Here is a 16,285-nt window from a genome sequence, read left to right as displayed (position 1 = left end):
ATACCGCCTCGCGGGGGCGCGCTCCGGGCTCAGAGAGCCGTGGGGAACAGCACGGGTATCGCCGAGACCAGGTGCGAGGCCCGGTCCAGGGCACTGGCCAGCAGTGCGAGGTCGGTCGGCCCGTTGCCCAGTTCGCGCACCGGACGGCGGGCCGGAGGATCACCCATCCGCTCCCACTCCACCGGGACGACAGTCGGCCTCAGGGTCGCCGTCCGCGGGATCCGGCCGGTGACCCGGCCGGCCTGGAAGGGGATCGTGCGCCCGTCCGCGTGCCGGAGCAGGCCGCGGCCGGGGCCCGGCTGGTCGGGGGCGTCGAGCTCCACGCGCAGGGTGGTCAGCCGGGCCAGCCCCGTCTCGGCCGTGCGGTCCGGGCGGGCGGTGGTGGCCACCAGGTGCACGCCGAGCCGGGCGCCCTCGCGGGCCACCGCCTCCAGCGCCCGGACCACCGAGCCGGCGGCGGGCCGGCCCGTATTGCCGAGGCCCGGCGCGACCAGCGCGTCGAGGTCGTCCACCAGCACCACCAGGCGGGGCAGCGGGCTCGGTCCGGCCGGGTCCGTGCGGGTCGTCGAAGCGCGCAGCCGGAGCGTTCCCGAGCGCTGCGGGTCGAGGTCGCCGCGCTGCTCGCCCGGGGTGGGCTGGCGGGGCGAGACCAGCCGGTCGGAGACCTCGCGCCGGGCGTGCCACTCGGCGAACGGCATCCCCTCCAACAGCTCGGCGCGCCGCTTGAGCTCCGCGCCCAGCGCCTGCGCGAACTCCCGCATGCGCACCGGATCGGAGGCGACCAGGTGGGCGGAGACGTGCGGGAGCTCGGTGCAGGGCAGCAGCCCGTCACCGCGCTCGCCGCCGGCCCCGTCGAGGAGGACCAGCCCGAGCCGGTCGGGCCGGGCGGCGGCGGACAGCGACGCGGCCACCGACCGCAGCAGCTCCGTGCGCCCGCTCCCGGCGGGCCCCTCGATGAGCAGGTGCGGGCCGTCGTGGACCAGCTCGGTGCCGACGGGGCCGCGCCGGCCGCTGCCCAGCACGATCTCGGCGAGACCGCCCGTGCCCTGGCCCTGGTCGGTGGCGGCGGCCCAGCGGGCCATCAGGGAAGCCGGGGTGGCCCGGGCCAGCCCCAGCTCGTCCAGCAGCCGGGCGGTCGTGGGCAGGGTGGCCGCGGACGGCCGGTACGGGGCGGCGGCGCAGCCGTCGGTGGTGCGCAGGGGTGCCAGCGCCCGGGCGAAGCGCTCGGCCCAGGCGGCGGAGACGGCGTCGGCGGTGGCGGTGCCCCCGGACGGGACCGGCCGGCCGCCGCTGACCGCGAAGGTCCGTACGGCCGTGGCCACGTCCCCGCTGAGCAGGGCGACGGCGCCGCAGTCCCGGAAGGCGGGGTTGCTCGCGCACGCGGCCTCGTACGTGTCGGTGACCGGCGAGGCGGCGGTGGCGGCCGGGGCCTCGGCGAGCGCGAGCACGTGGATCCCGGCGGCCGGTCCGTGCGAGGCGAGCCGCCCGGTGATGTCGCGCAGGGCCCCCGCCCCGGGATCGCCGTCGATGACGACGAGCGTGTACGGGCCCGCGTAGGCGTCGGCCACCTGCCGGACCCGCTCGGGATCGGCGGCGGCCCAGTGCGTGCCCAGCGGGCCGTCGTCCAGGCGCCGGGTCAGCTCACCGGTGCGGGCGGCGGCCTGGTCGCGGTCGTAGGCGAGGAGGAGCCGGCAGTCCTGGCCGTGCGCGGGCCGCACGTGGGGCAGCCAGCCGAGCCAGCCCCAGTCGCGGCGCCGCTCGGTGAGGCCGCGTGCCCGGTCGGTGCAGACGAGCACGATCTCCAGCTGCCCGGGCGCGTGCAGTCCCGCCAGTTGTGCGACGGCCCAGCGGGCGACCCCGGTCAGCCGGGCCCGCGGGCCGGCGATGCCGAGGGCGCCGACGGCGGGCAGCGACACCCGGCTCCCGGCGCCGAGCCCCACCTCCAGCAGTCGGGCGTGGCCGGGCTGCCCGGGGGTACGGGACCACAGGCGCTCGGTGGGCCCCATGGCGGCCAGCAGCAGTGCGGCCGGGTCGTCGGGGTCGGGGGCGGCGGCGGTGGACGCCGCTTCCGGTGCGGCCTCGGCGAGGTCCTCGCCGCGCACCCACTTGCGGGCCCAGGCCCCGAGCCCCTTGCGGCGGCCGGCCGGGGCGGCTGTGCCGCCGGGACCTGACCATCCGGTGGCGCCGTAGGCGCCCGGCGGTCCGGCGGGGGCTCCGGGGCGCGGCCCCGGGGACGCGTCGGTCCCGGCCGCGCCGGAGCCCGGCCGGCCGGCTCCGCCCGAGGCGTCCGGCGTTGCGTGGGAACCGGCCCGTCCGGCCGTGCCGGCCGGTCCGTGCGGTCCGGTGACCCGTCCGGCTCCGGCGGAGGCGTCCGGCGCCGGTCCGGCGGTGCCCGTCGGGCCCGCGGTCCCGGGGTGCGGTGCAGAGGGCGCGGTGTCGGCCGCGCCGGCCGGCGTACCGGCGGGGCCCGACCAGCCGGCGGCGCCCGCCGGGGGCGGCACGGAGAGGTGGCCCTCCTGGTCCGGGGTCACCGGCAGCGGGGGGTTCGCGCCCGCGGGCGCGAGCCGCAGCGTGGACTCGCCGACCCGCAGCAGTGCCCCCGGCGGCAGGGCGACCGGCTGGGGACCCACGGGGGAGCCGTCGAGGGTGGTGCCGTTCGTGGAGTCCAGGTCGGCCACCGCGACCCGCCCGTCGCGGATCACCGTGACCGCGCAGTGCAGCCGGGACACGTCGGGGTCGTCCAGCGGGACGTCGGCGTCGGCGGAGCGGCCCACCCGGATCTGGCCGCTGTGCAGCAGGTGCACGCCGCCCGCGTCGGGTCCGGCGACGACGTGCAGCTGGGGTGCGCCGAGGCCGTCCTCGGGCAGCACGTCCGGCACGGGCCCGTGCAGCGCCAGTACCGCGCCGTCCACGAGCGGCGGCTCGCCGAGCACCCGCCGCTGGAGGTCGAGGCGCTCGGAACCGGCGTAGAGCACGACCGTGCCCCCGGTGTCGGGCCCGCCGACGGTCGCCGCGAGCCCGGAGGCGACCGCGGCCAGCGCGGTGCCGGCCGGTGCCGTGACGAGCACGTCACAGCTCGCGGGGGCGGTCGCGGTCTGGTGGCCGCTGCGCGACCCAAGGACGGTCAGCCGGATCTGCATCGCCGTCAGCGGTCCCTTCTGCGCGGTGCGCGGTGTGTGCGCCCGGCAGGGGAAGTACGGGACATGGCTGCCCGATCGCCCCCCACCCGGCACGGACGCGTCGTCCGGTCAGGTCTGCCGGAAGGCGGGGCTCCCGTCCCGTGCCGTTCCGTACGTGAGCATCCTCGCACCTGTCGTGGACAACACGCCCGGCACCCGCCGACAAATGATCTTGATCGGTCGCGGCCGGGCGCGGACCTCGGCCGGATACCGACGGCGAGCCGGGGAAAGACGCGGAAAAACGCCACGGGCATACCCCGCAAACATCACCCTCCGTACATATGTGCGGCAACCAACCTCCGGCGACCGGCGTCTTCCCCGGGGACACCCCCTAGAGTGGGCCGGAAAACCAATCAGCGGATCGACGACAACTCGACCACGAATCGACCACGAACAGACGACAGCAGGGGAGCGCGAGACGTGCGGCCAGTCGGCAGCAAATACCTGCTCGAGGAGCCGCTCGGGCGCGGCGCCACGGGCACTGTCTGGCGTGCCCGCCAGAGGGAGGCCGCCGGCGCGGAGGCGGCCGTCGCCGGACAGCCCGGCGAGACCGTGGCCATCAAGGTCCTCAAGGAGGAGCTGGCCCAGGACCCCGACATCGTCATGCGCTTCCTGCGCGAGCGCTCGGTGCTGCTGCGCCTGACCCACTCCAACATCGTGCGCACCCGCGACCTCGTCGTCGAGGGCGATCTGCTCGCCCTGGTCATGGACCTGATCGACGGGCCGGACCTGCACAAGTACCTCCGCGAGAACGGCCCCTTCACGCCGGTCGCCGCGAGCCTGCTGACCGCCCAGATCGCGGACGCGCTCGCCGCCAGCCATGCCGACGGCGTGGTCCACCGCGACCTGAAGCCCGCCAACGTCCTGCTCGACGAGCGCGGCGGCCAGATGAAGCCGATGCTCACCGACTTCGGCATCGCCCGCCTCGCGGACTCCCCGGGCCTGACCCGCACCCACGAGTTCGTCGGCACCCCGGCCTACGTCGCGCCCGAGTCCGCCGAGGGCCGCCCGCAGACCTCCGCCGTCGACATCTACGGCGCCGGCATCCTCCTCTACGAGCTGCTCACCGGTCGGCCGCCGTTCGCCGGCGGCACGGCGCTCGAAGTGCTCCACCGGCACCTCAGCGAGGACCCGCAGCGCCCCTCGACCGTGCCCGAACCGCTGTGGACGGTCGTCGAGCGCTGCCTGCGCAAGGAGCCGGACGAGCGGCCCAGCGCGGTGAGCCTGGCCCGCGCGCTGCGCGTGGTCGCCGCCGGCATCGGCGTCCACTCCTCGGCCGCCGAGGTGGAGGCCGCGCTCGGCGTGGGCGCGCTGCTCGCGCCCGACCCCTCGCCGGCGCCGGTCCCCGCGACCCCGGGCGCCGCCGACCCCACCCAGGTGCTGCCCTCCGGCGCCGGTTCGCCCGCCGGGGCCTACGACCCGAACGCCATGACCAGCGTCATGCCGCCGGTCGGCGCGGCCGACGCCACCTCGGTGCTGCCGAGCACCGGGGCTCCCGGTGCGGACCCGACCTCCGTGATGCCCCCCGTGCAGCGGCCGGACCAGCCGCACCCGTGGCAGTCGCAGATGCAGGCCGCCCGCGACCGCAACGAGCAGACGCAGATCCAGTACCTGGACCCGAACGAGGACCCGCTGCGGCGCCGCCCGCAGCGGCAGGCGCCCCCTCCGCCCCAGCACCGGCCGCAGCAACAGCAGCCCCAGCAGCAGCCCTACCGGCAGGGCCCGCCGCCCCAGCAGTACCAGCAGCCGCAGCAGCCCCAGTACCGCCAGCCGCAGCAGCCGCCTCAGCAGCAGTACGCGCCGCCTCCGCCGCCGCAGCACTACCAGCCGCAGCAGCAGCGCCAGCCTCAGCAGTACCAGCAGCCTCAGCAGCAGCCGCAGTACCGCCAGCCGCAGCCGCCGCCTCAGCAGCAGCCCCCGCAGAGTCCGCCGCCCCGGCAGCCGGCCCCCCGCGAGCCCCGCGAGCCGCGCCGCCGCAGCGCCAACCCGGTGCGGATCCCCGGCCTCGGCTGCCTCAAGGGCTGCCTGGTCCTGATCCTGCTGTTCTTCGTGGCGGGCTGGCTCATCTGGGAGTTCAGCGGACTCCAGGAATGGGTCGGCACCGGCCTGGGCTGGTGGGACCAGCTGTGGAGCTGGGGCACCGGCGTCGTCGACTGGGTCAGTGCCATCGGGGACTCCGCGGGCTCCGCCCAGCCCTGAGCGGACCCCGGTGGCGCCGACTTCGTAGATTTGTCGACTTCTGAGGGATGATTTCGCCCGCAGAAGTGAAGGTCGCCGCGAATCCGGGCCCCTGCTGGCCTCCAACGCCCACCCGGCCGCGTAGCTTTGGTGCGTACGCCAGCCGCTGAGGGAGCAGTCGTGGCACGGAAGATCGGCAGCCGGTACACCGCGCACCAGATCCTGGGGCGCGGCAGCGCGGGCACGGTGTGGCTGGGCGAGGGGCCTGACGGGCCCGTCGCCGTCAAACTGCTGCGCGAGGACCTCGCGTCCGACCAGGAACTGGTCGGACGCTTCGTCCAGGAGCGCAGCGCGCTGCTCGGCCTGGACCATCCGCACGTGGTCTCCGTCCGTGACCTCGTCGTGGACGGCAACGACCTCGCCCTCGTCATGGACCTCGTCCGCGGTACGGACCTGCGCACGCGGCTCGACCGGGAGCGGCGGCTCGCCCCCGAGGCGGCCGTGGCGATCGTCGCGGACGTCGCCGACGCCCTGGCCGCCGCGCACGCGGCGGGGGTCGTCCACCGCGACGTCAAGCCCGAGAACGTGCTGCTGGACATGCAGGGCCCGCTCGGCCCGGGCGGCTCGCACCCGGCGCTGCTGACCGACTTCGGCGTGGCCAAGCTGATCGACACCCCACGGCGGGCCTCGGCTGGCCGGGCCTCGGCCCCCACCACCCGGATCATCGGCACGCCGGACTACCTGGCGCCGGAGATCGTCGAGGGCCTGCCCCCGCGGGCGGCCGTGGACATATACGCCCTGGCCACCGTCCTGTACGAGCTCCTGGCCGGCTTCACCCCCTTCGGCGGGGGCCACCCGGGCGCGGTGCTGCGCCGGCACGTGACGGAGACGGTCGTCCCCCTGCCGGGGATCCCCGACGAGCTGTGGCAGCTGATCGTGCAGTGCCTGGCGAAGGCCCCGGCCTCGCGGCTGCGGGCGTCGGAGCTCTCGGTGCGGCTGCGGGACCTCCTGCCGCTGCTGGCCGGGATGCCGCCGCTGGACGTGGACGAACCGGACGACGCGGATCCGGACCCCGAGCCCTCGGACGAGCCGGCCGCGGATCCGGTCCGCCGCCGGGGCGTGGTCCCGCTCGTCCCCGGGTCCGCGACGGACTCCAACCGGGACACCCACACCTCGATGCGGGTACCGGGGCCGGACGAGCTGGCGGGCGGGGCGCTGGGCACGGCGCGGGTCCCGCGTCCGGCCGGCGGCCACCGGCCGGGCTCCGCCCGGCACCGGGCGGAGGCCGCCCGCAAGCGGCGGCTGGTGCTGTCCGTGTCGGCCGTCGCGCTGGCCGCGGCCGTCGCCTTGGGCGGCTGGCTGGCCTTCTCCGGCGGCGACGAGCCCCCACCCCAGGACAGCAAGCAGTCGGTCCCCCGCAAGCCGTAGCCCGGCCTCCCGGGTTCCGCCCCGGACCCCGCGCCTCAAAACGCCGGCGAGGCTGGATGTTTCAGCCCCTCCGGCGTCTGAGGAGCCCTGGCAGAGGCGCTCCCTGCGCCGCGGCGCAGGGAGGCGGCCCCCGGCTACGCAGCGACCAGTTCCGGGTGCCAGCGCCGCGCCACGGCCGGGTGGGCGCGGACCCAGCCCTTCAGCTCGTTGCGCCCGTACTCGGCGTGCAGCGGGTTCGACGCGTCGTGGGCGACCCCGGGGGCCGACGCCAGGTAGTCGCCCGGGACGGTCTCCACGACCGCGTCCAGCCGCGGGTTGTAGAAGAACGGCACCGAATACCGCTCCACCGCCCCCGGCGGGCTCACCACCCGGTGGTCCGTCGCCGTCAGGTAGCCCTCCGTCGCGATCTCCAGCAGCTCGCCCAGATTGACCACGAACGCCCCCGGCAGCGGCGGGACGTCGAGGTAGCCGCCGTCGCGCACGACCTGCAGGCCTCCCACCGAGTCCTGCAGGAGCAGGGTCAGGAAGCCGTAGTCCTTGTGCGCGCCGACCCCCTGGTCCGCGCCGGACGGGGCGGATCCGGGGTAGCGGATCAGCTTCGTGTGCAGGTGCGGGCGGTCCGCGAAGGCCTCGTCGAAGAAGTCCGCCGGGGCGCCGATCGAGGTGAGGAGCTCCTGGAGCAGCCGGTGGGCCACCGCCGCGAGGCGGGACTGCCAGTCCAGGACCACCGTACGGAGCTCCGGGAGCGCGGCGGGCCACTGGTTCGGGCCCTCCAGCCACAGGTACGCCGGGTCGTCCGGCCCCACCTCCGGCGCCGGGCGCTCCGCGCCCACGTCCAGCTGGTCCCGCCAGTCGGAGGCCCCGCCGGTCAGCTCGTGGCCGATCCGGGTGTAGCCGCGGAAGTGCGGGGAGTTCAGATTGCTCACGGCGAGCCGGTCGGCCTCCGGCAGGGCGAAGAAAGCCCTGGTCAACTCGAGGATGCGGGCGCTCTCGGCGTCGGTGACGCCGTGCCCGGTCAGGTGCAGGAAACCGGTGTCCCTGGCCGCTGCGTGCAGCTGCTTCAGGAAGCCGGCCCGCTGGGCCGGGTCGTCGGCCTGGGAGAGGTCCAGGACGGGGAGAGTGTGCGCGGACGGCATGACGGCTCCGTTTCGGGATGTCACGGGGTCCTGTTCCCCAGAGGTGGCGGGGGCCGCGGGTGGAGGTGGGTCGCCGACAGAGGTGGTGCCGGGACCGCGTGAGCCGCGTACAGGACCAAGTCGGATCGGGGTGGATCAGGCTTGGGTACGGTCCGGCGGCAGACAGCTCGTCGTCGTGACACGCATGTGGTCGACATGGCGGCGCTTGACGAGGAGAACGGTCATACCGTGAGCGTACGCCCGTACGAGCCGTCATCAGTACGGGCGATCCGGCCTGCCCGGACGGCACTGTCCGGGGACCGGCTACGCTGGACCCGTGGCAGTCGTCGATGTTTCCGAAGAGCTGAAGTCCCTCTCCTCGACCATGGGGTCGATCGAGGCCGTCCTGGACCTCGACAAGCTGAGGGCAGATATCGCCGTGCTCGAGGAGCAGGCCGCTGCGCCGTCCCTGTGGGACGACCCGGAGGCCGCCCAGAAGATCACGAGCAAGCTTTCGCACCTCCAGGCCGAGGTCCGCAAGACCGAGGCCCTGCGCGGGCGCATCGACGACCTCGCGGTGCTGTTCGACCTCGCCCAGGAGATGGACGACGCGGAAACCCTGGCCGAGGCCGAGGCGGAGCTGGTCTCCGTGCGTAAGGCGCTGGACGAGATGGAGGTCCGGACCCTGCTCTCCGGCGAGTACGCCGAGCGCGAGGCCCTGGTCAACATCCGTGCCGAGGCCGGCGGCGTCGACGCCTCCGACTTCGCCGAGCGCCTCCAGCGCATGTACCTGCGCTGGGCCGAGCGGCACGGCTACTCCACCGAGATCTACGAGACCTCGTACGCGGAAGAGGCCGGCATCAAGTCGACCACCTTCGTCGTCAAGGCCCCGTACGCCTACGGCACCCTCTCCGTCGAGCAGGGCACCCACCGCCTCGTCCGGATCTCGCCCTTCGACAACCAGGGCCGCCGCCAGACCTCCTTCGCGGGCGTCGAGGTGCTCCCGGTCGTCGAGACCAGCGACCACGTGGAGATCGACGAGACCGAGCTGCGCGTCGACGTGTACCGCGCCTCCGGCCCCGGCGGCCAGGGCGTCAACACCACCGACTCGGCGGTGCGCATCACGCACATCCCGACCGGCATCGTGGTCTCCTGCCAGAACGAGCGCTCGCAGATCCAGAACAAGGCCAGCGCCATGAACGTCCTCCAGGCCAAGCTGCTCGAGCGGCGCCGCCAGGAGGAGAAGGACAAGATGGACGCCCTCAAGGACGGCGGCAGCTCCTGGGGCAACCAGATGCGCTCCTACGTCCTGCACCCGTACCAGATGGTCAAGGACCTGCGGACGGAGTTCGAGGTCGGCAACCCGCAGGCGGTGCTCGACGGCGAGATCGACGGCTTCCTGGAGGCCGGGATCCGCTGGCGCAAGCAGCAGGAGCAGACCGCGTAGCGAGCGACCCGACGGACGCGCACGAGGGCCCGGACATCGACGATGTCCGGGCCCTCGTGCTGTGTGGCGATCGGTACGCGGCGCGGAGGCCGCGGGCACCGCGGCTAGGCGGTCTGCTGGGCCACCAGCACCAGAGCTGCCACGAGGACCACCATGAGCACGATGAGAGCCACGGGGTTCAGGCCGGAGAAGGGGCCCTCCTGCTGGAGGCGCTCCCGGTTCGCCCGGCACACCGGGCAGCGGCCCTGGCTGACGGGTGCGGCGCAGTTCGCGCACACGAGCCGGTCATATGTCATGCGCTCCTCCTCTCGTCCCCTCGGTGTCGTCTGTTGCCTATAACGGCGTGGGGAACCGGTCCGTTCCCCCTACCACTGTGCCAGCTTCGCCGACATTCGGCGCGGCCCGTCCGGGCAATCACGATCCGGGGCGGTCCGCACCCCGGATAAAAGGGGCAAGTCCGGATGCCGGGTCCACACCCCGCGCCCGTTCGCGTATGGTCACGCACACCTACTCCCGGCGACCGTGGTGCACCCGTGATCCGATTCGACAGCGTCTCCAAGTCCTACCCGAAGCAGAGCCGTCCTGCACTCAGAGAAGTCTCCCTCGACATCGCGAAGGGCGAGTTCGTCTTCCTCGTCGGCTCCTCCGGCTCCGGCAAGTCCACCTTCCTGCGGCTCATCCTGCGCGAGGAGCGGGCGAGCCACGGCCAGGTGCACGTCCTGGGCAAGGACCTCGCCAAGCTCTCCAACTGGAAGGTTCCGCAGATGCGGCGCCAGTTGGGGACCGTCTTCCAGGACTTCCGCCTGCTGCCCAACAAGACGGTGGCCGAGAACGTGGCCTTCGCCCAAGAGGTCATCGGCAAGCCGAGGGGCGAGATCCGCAAGGCCGTCCCCCAGGTCCTCGAACTGGTCGGCCTGGGCGGCAAGGAAGAGCGCATGCCCGGCGAACTCTCCGGCGGTGAGCAGCAGCGCGTGGCCATCGCCCGCGCCTTCGTCAACCGCCCCGCCCTGCTGATCGCGGACGAGCCCACCGGCAACCTCGACCCGCAGACCTCCGTCGGGATCATGAAGCTGCTGGACCGGATCAACCGGACCGGCACCACCGTGATCATGGCCACGCACGACCAGCAGATCGTGGACCAGATGCGCAAGCGCGTCATCGAACTCGAACAGGGCCGACTCGTACGCGACCAGTCGCGCGGCGTCTACGGCTACCAGCACTGAAAGGCCCTTGAGAGTCATGCGCGCCCAGTTCGTCATGTCGGAGATCGGCGTCGGTCTCCGCCGCAATCTCACCATGACCTTCGCGGTCATCATCTCCGTGGCCCTGTCCCTGGCCCTGTTCGGCGGCTCCCTGCTCATGAGCGAGCAGGTCAGCAGGATGAAGGGCTTCTGGTACGACAAGGCCAACGTCTCGATCTACCTCTGCAACAAGCAGGACGCCCAGGAGGCCGGCGAGGCCGCCGCCAAGCCGGACGGCTCGGGGGGCGGCGCCGGCGGCGTCGCCACCTGCCGCAAGGGCGCCGTGACCGACGAGCAGAAGAAGCAGATCGAGTCCGAGCTCAAGCAGATGTCCCTGGTCAAGTCCGTGGCCTACGAGTCCGCGGACGAGGCGTACAAGCACTACCAGGAGCAGTACGGCCACACCGCGCTGGCCTCCTCCATCACGCCCGACCAGATGCAGGAGTCCTTCCGGGTCAAGCTCAAGAACCCGGAGAAGTACAAGGTGGTCACCTCCGCCTTCGCGGGCCGCGACGGCATCCACACCGTCGACGACCAGCGCCAGGCGATCGACGACCTCTTCCGGATCCTCAACTACCTCAACTACGCCGCCCTCGGCATCATGTTGATCATGCTGATCGTGGCGCTGCTGCTGATCGTCAACACCGTGCGCGTCTCGGCGTTCAGCCGCAGGCGGGAAACGGGGATCATGCGGCTCGTGGGCGCCTCCAGCTTCTACATCCAGGTGCCCTTCATCATGGAGGCCGCCTTCGCCGGGCTCATCGGCGCGCTCTTCGCCTGCGCCATGCTCGTCTCCGGCCAGTACTTCGTGATCGACCACGGTGTCGGGCTGCGCGACAAGATCCAGCTGATCGACTTCATGGGCTGGGGATCGGTGCTGGCCAAGCTCCCGTACGTGCTCTTCATCGGCCTCCTGATGCCCTCCTTGGCCGCCTTCATCGCCCTGCGCAAGTACCTGAAGGTGTGACAAGCGCCCCGCGAGCGGTCCGGCCAACCATCCGTACCGGAGCGGGGCTTGTCCTAGACTCGGCGCCATGCCGGGTCTGCCCGCCTTCTGTCTCCGGCCCCGCGACCTGCGTCGCGGGGCCGTTTTGACGTTGGCCTTCCTCGCCGCCGTCGCCACCGGCGCCTTAACCGGATGCTGGGACCGCGAGGACGGCGCCGCGGCCGCCCAGATCCGTACGGACCTCCCCGCGTCCGGCGCCCCCCGGGCCGCCGGCACCGCCGACCGCGACGCGGTCGCCCGCGCCGCCGCCGAGGCCGTCGCCGAGGGGAAGTCCGGCAAGAAGGCCGCCCAGGACGTGGTCAGCCGCAGCGGCGACCGCTGGGGCACCGTCTACGACCAGGGCGAGTACGCCGCCTTCACCGAGGGCCTCGACGGCCACTGGACCGGCGTCGGGGTCTGGGCGGAACGCGCCCACGACGGCGCGATCAAGGTCGACAAGGTCCAGCCGGGCAGCCCCGCCGCCCGGGCCGGGCTGCGCGCCGGGGACCGGCTGCTGAGCGTCGACGGGCACGCCGTGACCGGCCTGGCCGTCACCGACGTGGTCGCCCTGCTGCGCGGCACGGCCGGCACCCCCGTCGTGCTGAACCTGAGCCGGGACGGCGCCGACCTCACCGAGACCGTCCGCCGCGAGCAGCTGCGCACCGAGCCCGTGACCGTACGGCAGCGCCCGGACGGCGTCACCGTCATCAAGGTCACCTCCTTCACCCGCGGATCCGGCGAGCGGGTCAAGGCCGCCGTCCGCGCCGCCCCGGCCGGCGCCGGCGTCATGCTCGACCTGCGCGGCAATCCGGGCGGGCTGGTCACCGAGGCGGTCACCGCCGCCTCCGCCTTCCTGGACGGCGGGCTCGTCGCGACGTACGACGTGCGGGGGGACCAGCGGGTCCTGTACGCGGCCCCGGGCGGGGACACCGCCCGGCCGCTGGTGGCCCTCGTCGACGGCGGCACGATGAGCGCGGCCGAGCTGGTGACGGGCGCCCTCCAGGACCGGGGCCGGGCGGTGGCGGTGGGCAGCCGCACCTTCGGCAAGGGCTCGGTGCAGATGCCGACCGAGCTCCCGGACGGTTCGGTGGCCGAGCTGACGGTGGGCACGTACCGCACTCCGGCGGGCCGCAGCCTGGACGGTGTCGGCATCACCCCGGACGTGCCGGCGGGCGAGCGGGCCGAAGAACGGGCCGTCACGGTATTGGGTGGCCTCGGGGTGGGTCCGTAGTGCGAAAATGACCGCACTATGGCTAAGGAAAAAGGGCGCAAGCTGATCGCCCAGAACAAGAAGGCGCGGCACGACTACACGATCCTCGACACCTACGAGTGCGGACTCGTGCTCACGGGGACCGAGGTCAAGTCCATGCGCCAGGGCCGGGCCTCGCTGGTGGACGGCTTCGTGTCGGTGGAGGGCCGCGAGGCGTGGCTCTACAACGTGCACGTGCCGGAGTACAGCCAGGGCACCTGGACCAACCACAGCGCCCGGCGCAAGCGGAAGCTCCTCATGCACCGGGAGGAGATCGACAAGCTGGAGCGCAAGTCGGAGGAGACGGGTCACACGATCGTGCCCCTCTCGCTGTACTTCAAGGACGGCCGCGCCAAGGTCGAGATCGCGCTGGCGAAGGGCAAGAAGGAGTACGACAAGCGTCAGACCATGCGGGAGAAGCAGGACACCCGTGAGACGAACCGGACGATCTCGGCCATCCGCCGCAGGCAGCGGGGCACGGTTTAACCTCCTGGCACGCGGTGGTCCACTTCGCGTACGATGGCGTCAGCACCCGCCGCTCGCGGTGGGAGCAGCTTGTTAAAAAAACATGGGGATGATCGGTTTCGACAGCGGATGTCGATGCAGGGGAAGCGAGCCGAGGAAGCGGCAATGATCTCGCTAACCACATGTCGCAAACAATAATCGCCAACTCCAAGAGCGATAACTCCCGCTTCACCCTCGCTGCCTAATAACAGTGAGCTGAAGCCTCTGTGAGGAGCGTCAGCCCGGAAGTGGTCCCGGTCCGGATCCTGGCGTCAATTAGGGATCTAAACCTCTAGCCCCGGTCACGGGGGTTGGAGGGAAATCAAACAGTGACTGAGCCCGTCGGAGACTTGTCCGTGTGATCTCCGGGGCCGAGAAAAGCGCAGCGGACTGCGCTCGGAGAAGCCCTGCTTCTGCACCGTTGGACGCGGGTTCGATTCCCGCCATCTCCACTCATCCCATGTGGGCAAAGGCCCCGCAGCCTCTCGGCTGCGGGGCCTTCGTCATGTCGTGCGGGCTGCTGTCAGCAGGACGGCGTTGGGGAAGGCGCCCCCAGTCATCGCGGATCCCGAGCGGCGGCCGTGCGCACCACGCGGGAACGATCACTCGCCCGCCGCGCGGATCGTCCCGGCACCGTGGTCGCCAGCGCGAGCAGCGCGGCCGCGGCCGGTACCGCGTAGGCGGCGGTCGGGCCCACGCTCTCCACCGCGAGGCCGGAGCCGGCCGAGCCGGCCGCGATGCCGGCGAAGATGGCGGTGACCGCGAGCGTCATGCCCTCGTTGAGGCGCCCCTCGGGGGTGAGGGCGTGGACCTGGGACATCGCCGTGACCATCGTCGGGGCCGTGGCCATGCCGGCCAGGAGGAGGGCGCAGCCGAGGGCGGGCAGGGAGCCGGTGGCCGCGGCGGCCCAGGGGAGGGCCATGAGGACGGCCAGGGCGCCCACGCAGGCCTTCAGCGAGCGGGGGCGCAGGGTGCCGTAGAGCAGGCCCGCCGCGCACGATCCCGCGGCCTGCAGGGCCAGGATCAGACCGGAGGAGGCGCCGAGGCCCCGGGCGTCGAGGTGGGCGATCGAGGTGATCTCCATCGAGCCGAAGACCACGCCGGTGACGAGGAAGAGGGGCAGCAGCGGGCCGAGGGCGCGCAGCGGTGAGCCCTTCCGGGGCGCCGCGGCCACCGGGGGCTGCGTGGCGCGGCAGGAGGTGAAGACCAGCATGCCCGTGAGCAGCAGGGCCGCGCCGGTGAGGGTGCCCGCCTCGGGGAAGACGGCGCTGCAGAGAAAGGCCGCCAGGACCGGTCCGAGCATGAAGCACAGCTCGTCGGCGGCCTGTTCGAAGGACATCGCCGTGTGGTGCGCGGCGGGGGAGTCGCGCAGCAGGTGCGTCCAGCGGGCGCGGGACATGCCGCCGATGTTGGGGGTGGTGGCGGTCGCGGCGTACGAGGCGAAGAGGGTCCAGGCGGGGGCCCCGGTACGGACGCACGCGATCAGGGAGAGCGAGCCGAGGACCGCGATCAGGGTGGCCGGTACGGCGATCCGGGCCTGGCCGTGGCGGTCGACCAGCCGGGCGGTCCAGGGCGCGACCAGCGCGGTGGCGGCCAGGCCGGTCGCCGTGACCGCGCCGGCGAGGGCGTACGAGCCGCGCTGTCCGGCGATCATCATGACCGCGCTGACCCCGAACATGCCCATGGGGAGCCGGGCGAGGAGGTTCCCGGCGGTGAATCCGCGGGTGCCGGGCCGGGCGAACAGGCGGCGGTAGGGGCCCTGGGGCGTGCGGGGCGGCCGGGAGGCACCGGCGGGCGGCCCGGCGATGACGAGGGTGCTGCCGGTGACGGTCATGCGCGGGGTGCCGGCGGTGCGGGAGGCGGCCGTGCGGGCGGCGGTCGTGGTGGTGGCGGGCATGGGAAGAGCCTCGGGCCAAGCCCCCGTCCCGGTCCAACACCTGTTCGGAGCGCATTCACCGCCATCCGTTGTTAGTCTCCGGGGGTGATTCACCGCGATGTCGACCCCCGGCTGCTGCGCGGGTTCGTCGCGGCCGCCGAGGAGCTGCACTTCACCCGCGCCGCCGCCCGCCTCTACGTGGCCCAGCAGGCACTCAGCCGCGACGTCCGGCGGCTCGAACAGGCCCTGGGCGCGGCGCTGTTCCTGCGGACCACCCGGCAGGTGGAGCTGACCGCCGACGGGCAGCGGCTGCTGCCGCTGGCCCGGCGCGTGCTGGCCGCGCACGAGGAGCTCGCCGCCGCCTTCACCGCTCCCCGCCCGCTCCTCGTCGACTTGAACACCGACGGGCCCAGCACCCCGCGGACCGTGCTGGAACGGGCCCGCGAACTCGCCCCCGACTGCGAGCTGATGGCCCGCTTCGAGAGCGGCCTCACCCACTCCGCAGCCGAGATCGCCGCCGGCCGGCTCGACGTCTCCTTCGGGTACGCCGACGGGCTGGACCCGGCGCTGCGCGCGCCGCTCGCGCAGACGCCCGTACGGTACGAGCCGCTCGCCGTGCTGCTGCCGGAGGGGCACGCACTGGCCGGGCGGGAGACCGTACCGCTGGACGCGCTCGCCGGGGAGACCGTGTACGCGGGCGCCGGGAACCCGCGGACGCTGGAGTGGACCGGGCTGGCGCGCGAGCTGTTCGCCGGGCGGGGGATCCTGATGGCGCCGCCCGCGCCGGTGGCGATGGGCAAGGAGGAGTTCCGCCGGGTGATGGTCAAGACCGGCAACCCGGTCCTGGCCACCGTGGACTTCCTCGACATGCCCGGCTGCGTGAAACGGCGGCTGACCGACCCGGTGCCGCTGTCCCCGCTGTCCATGGTGTGGCGCAAGGGCTTCGCACACCCCGGCCTGGACGCCCTGCGCGCCGCGGCCGCCGGGCTGGCGGCCGAGCGGGGGTGGCTGGAAGCGCCCGCCGGGAGCCGCCTCCCGGCACGGCTCACACACCACCCAGGCGCTGGGTGAGAGCAAGGTTTC

Annotated in this window: 12 protein-coding genes and 1 other RNA gene; 9 read left to right on the top strand and 4 right to left on the bottom strand. The window is 73.5% G+C overall.

Annotation, left to right across the window (positions count from 1 at the left end; translation table 11 throughout):
* Positions 1 to 29: 29 nt before the first annotated feature.
* On the bottom strand, positions 30 to 3,140 hold the full coding sequence (locus tag PV721_RS06890) for an FHA domain-containing protein (protein WP_319721927.1): 3,111 nt from the start codon (positions 3,138 to 3,140) through the stop codon (positions 30 to 32).
* Positions 3,141 to 3,599: 459 nt separating this feature from the next.
* Between PV721_RS06890 and PV721_RS06885 the strand changes: the two genes are divergently transcribed.
* On the top strand, positions 3,600 to 5,378 hold the full coding sequence (locus PV721_RS06885; RefSeq protein WP_319721926.1) for a serine/threonine-protein kinase: 1,779 nt from the start codon (positions 3,600 to 3,602) through the stop codon (positions 5,376 to 5,378).
* Positions 5,379 to 5,537: 159 nt separating this feature from the next.
* Positions 5,538 to 6,785, top strand: coding sequence for a serine/threonine-protein kinase (locus PV721_RS06880; RefSeq protein WP_319721925.1), 1,248 nt, complete (start codon positions 5,538 to 5,540; stop codon positions 6,783 to 6,785).
* A gap of 134 nt (positions 6,786 to 6,919) precedes the next feature.
* Here the strand turns inward: PV721_RS06880 and PV721_RS06875 are convergent, their stop codons facing one another.
* Positions 6,920 to 7,921, bottom strand: a complete 1,002-nt coding sequence (locus PV721_RS06875; protein WP_319721924.1) for an isopenicillin N synthase family dioxygenase — start codon at positions 7,919 to 7,921, stop codon at positions 6,920 to 6,922.
* Between the two features lie 316 nt (positions 7,922 to 8,237).
* On the opposite strand from PV721_RS06875, the gene prfB reads away from it, so the two are divergent.
* Complete coding sequence (gene prfB / locus PV721_RS06870; RefSeq protein ID WP_319721923.1) at positions 8,238 to 9,347, top strand: peptide chain release factor 2; 1,110 nt, start codon at positions 8,238 to 8,240, stop codon at positions 9,345 to 9,347.
* A 104-nt stretch (positions 9,348 to 9,451) separates the two neighbouring features.
* On the opposite strand, the gene PV721_RS06865 is transcribed toward prfB, so the two are convergent.
* A complete protein-coding gene (locus PV721_RS06865) occupies positions 9,452 to 9,643 on the bottom strand; it encodes a hypothetical protein (protein WP_030662818.1) in 192 nt (63 codons plus the stop codon).
* 237 nt (positions 9,644 to 9,880) lie between these two features.
* Between PV721_RS06865 and ftsE the strand changes: the two genes are divergently transcribed.
* From ftsE to ssrA, 5 genes are all read left to right on the top strand, one after another.
* A complete protein-coding gene (ftsE, locus tag PV721_RS06860; protein WP_030011324.1) occupies positions 9,881 to 10,570 on the top strand; it encodes a cell division ATP-binding protein FtsE in 690 nt (229 codons plus the stop codon).
* Between the two features lie 16 nt (positions 10,571 to 10,586).
* Positions 10,587 to 11,555 (top strand): permease-like cell division protein FtsX, encoded by a 969-nt coding sequence (gene ftsX, locus PV721_RS06855; RefSeq protein WP_319721922.1) that lies wholly within the window; start codon positions 10,587 to 10,589, stop codon positions 11,553 to 11,555.
* A 67-nt stretch (positions 11,556 to 11,622) separates the two neighbouring features.
* Positions 11,623 to 12,804: a S41 family peptidase gene (locus tag PV721_RS06850; protein WP_319721921.1), complete on the top strand. Its 1,182-nt coding sequence runs from the start codon at positions 11,623 to 11,625 to the stop codon at positions 12,802 to 12,804.
* Between the two features lie 18 nt (positions 12,805 to 12,822).
* Positions 12,823 to 13,308 carry an SsrA-binding protein SmpB gene (gene smpB, locus PV721_RS06845; protein ID WP_319721920.1) on the top strand — a complete coding sequence of 162 codons (486 nt, stop codon included), beginning with the start codon at positions 12,823 to 12,825 and terminating at the stop codon, positions 13,306 to 13,308.
* An 84-nt stretch (positions 13,309 to 13,392) separates the two neighbouring features.
* Positions 13,393 to 13,781: a transfer-messenger RNA gene (ssrA, locus tag PV721_RS06840) on the top strand.
* A gap of 101 nt (positions 13,782 to 13,882) precedes the next feature.
* Here ssrA and PV721_RS06835 read toward each other — a convergent pair.
* Positions 13,883 to 15,223, bottom strand: a complete 1,341-nt coding sequence (locus tag PV721_RS06835; protein WP_416371042.1) for an MFS transporter — start codon at positions 15,221 to 15,223, stop codon at positions 13,883 to 13,885.
* 84 nt (positions 15,224 to 15,307) lie between these two features.
* On the opposite strand from PV721_RS06835, the gene PV721_RS06830 reads away from it, so the two are divergent.
* A complete protein-coding gene (locus tag PV721_RS06830; RefSeq protein WP_319721919.1) occupies positions 15,308 to 16,273 on the top strand; it encodes a LysR family transcriptional regulator in 966 nt (321 codons plus the stop codon).
* Positions 16,274 to 16,285 lie beyond the last annotated feature (12 nt).

This window comes from Streptomyces sp. MB09-01 (genome assembly GCF_033794505.1).
Taxonomy (GTDB): Bacteria; Actinomycetota; Actinomycetes; order Streptomycetales; family Streptomycetaceae; genus Streptomyces.
Note: the sequence above shows the minus strand (reverse complement) of the source record. Positions and strands in the feature narration are given on the sequence as shown.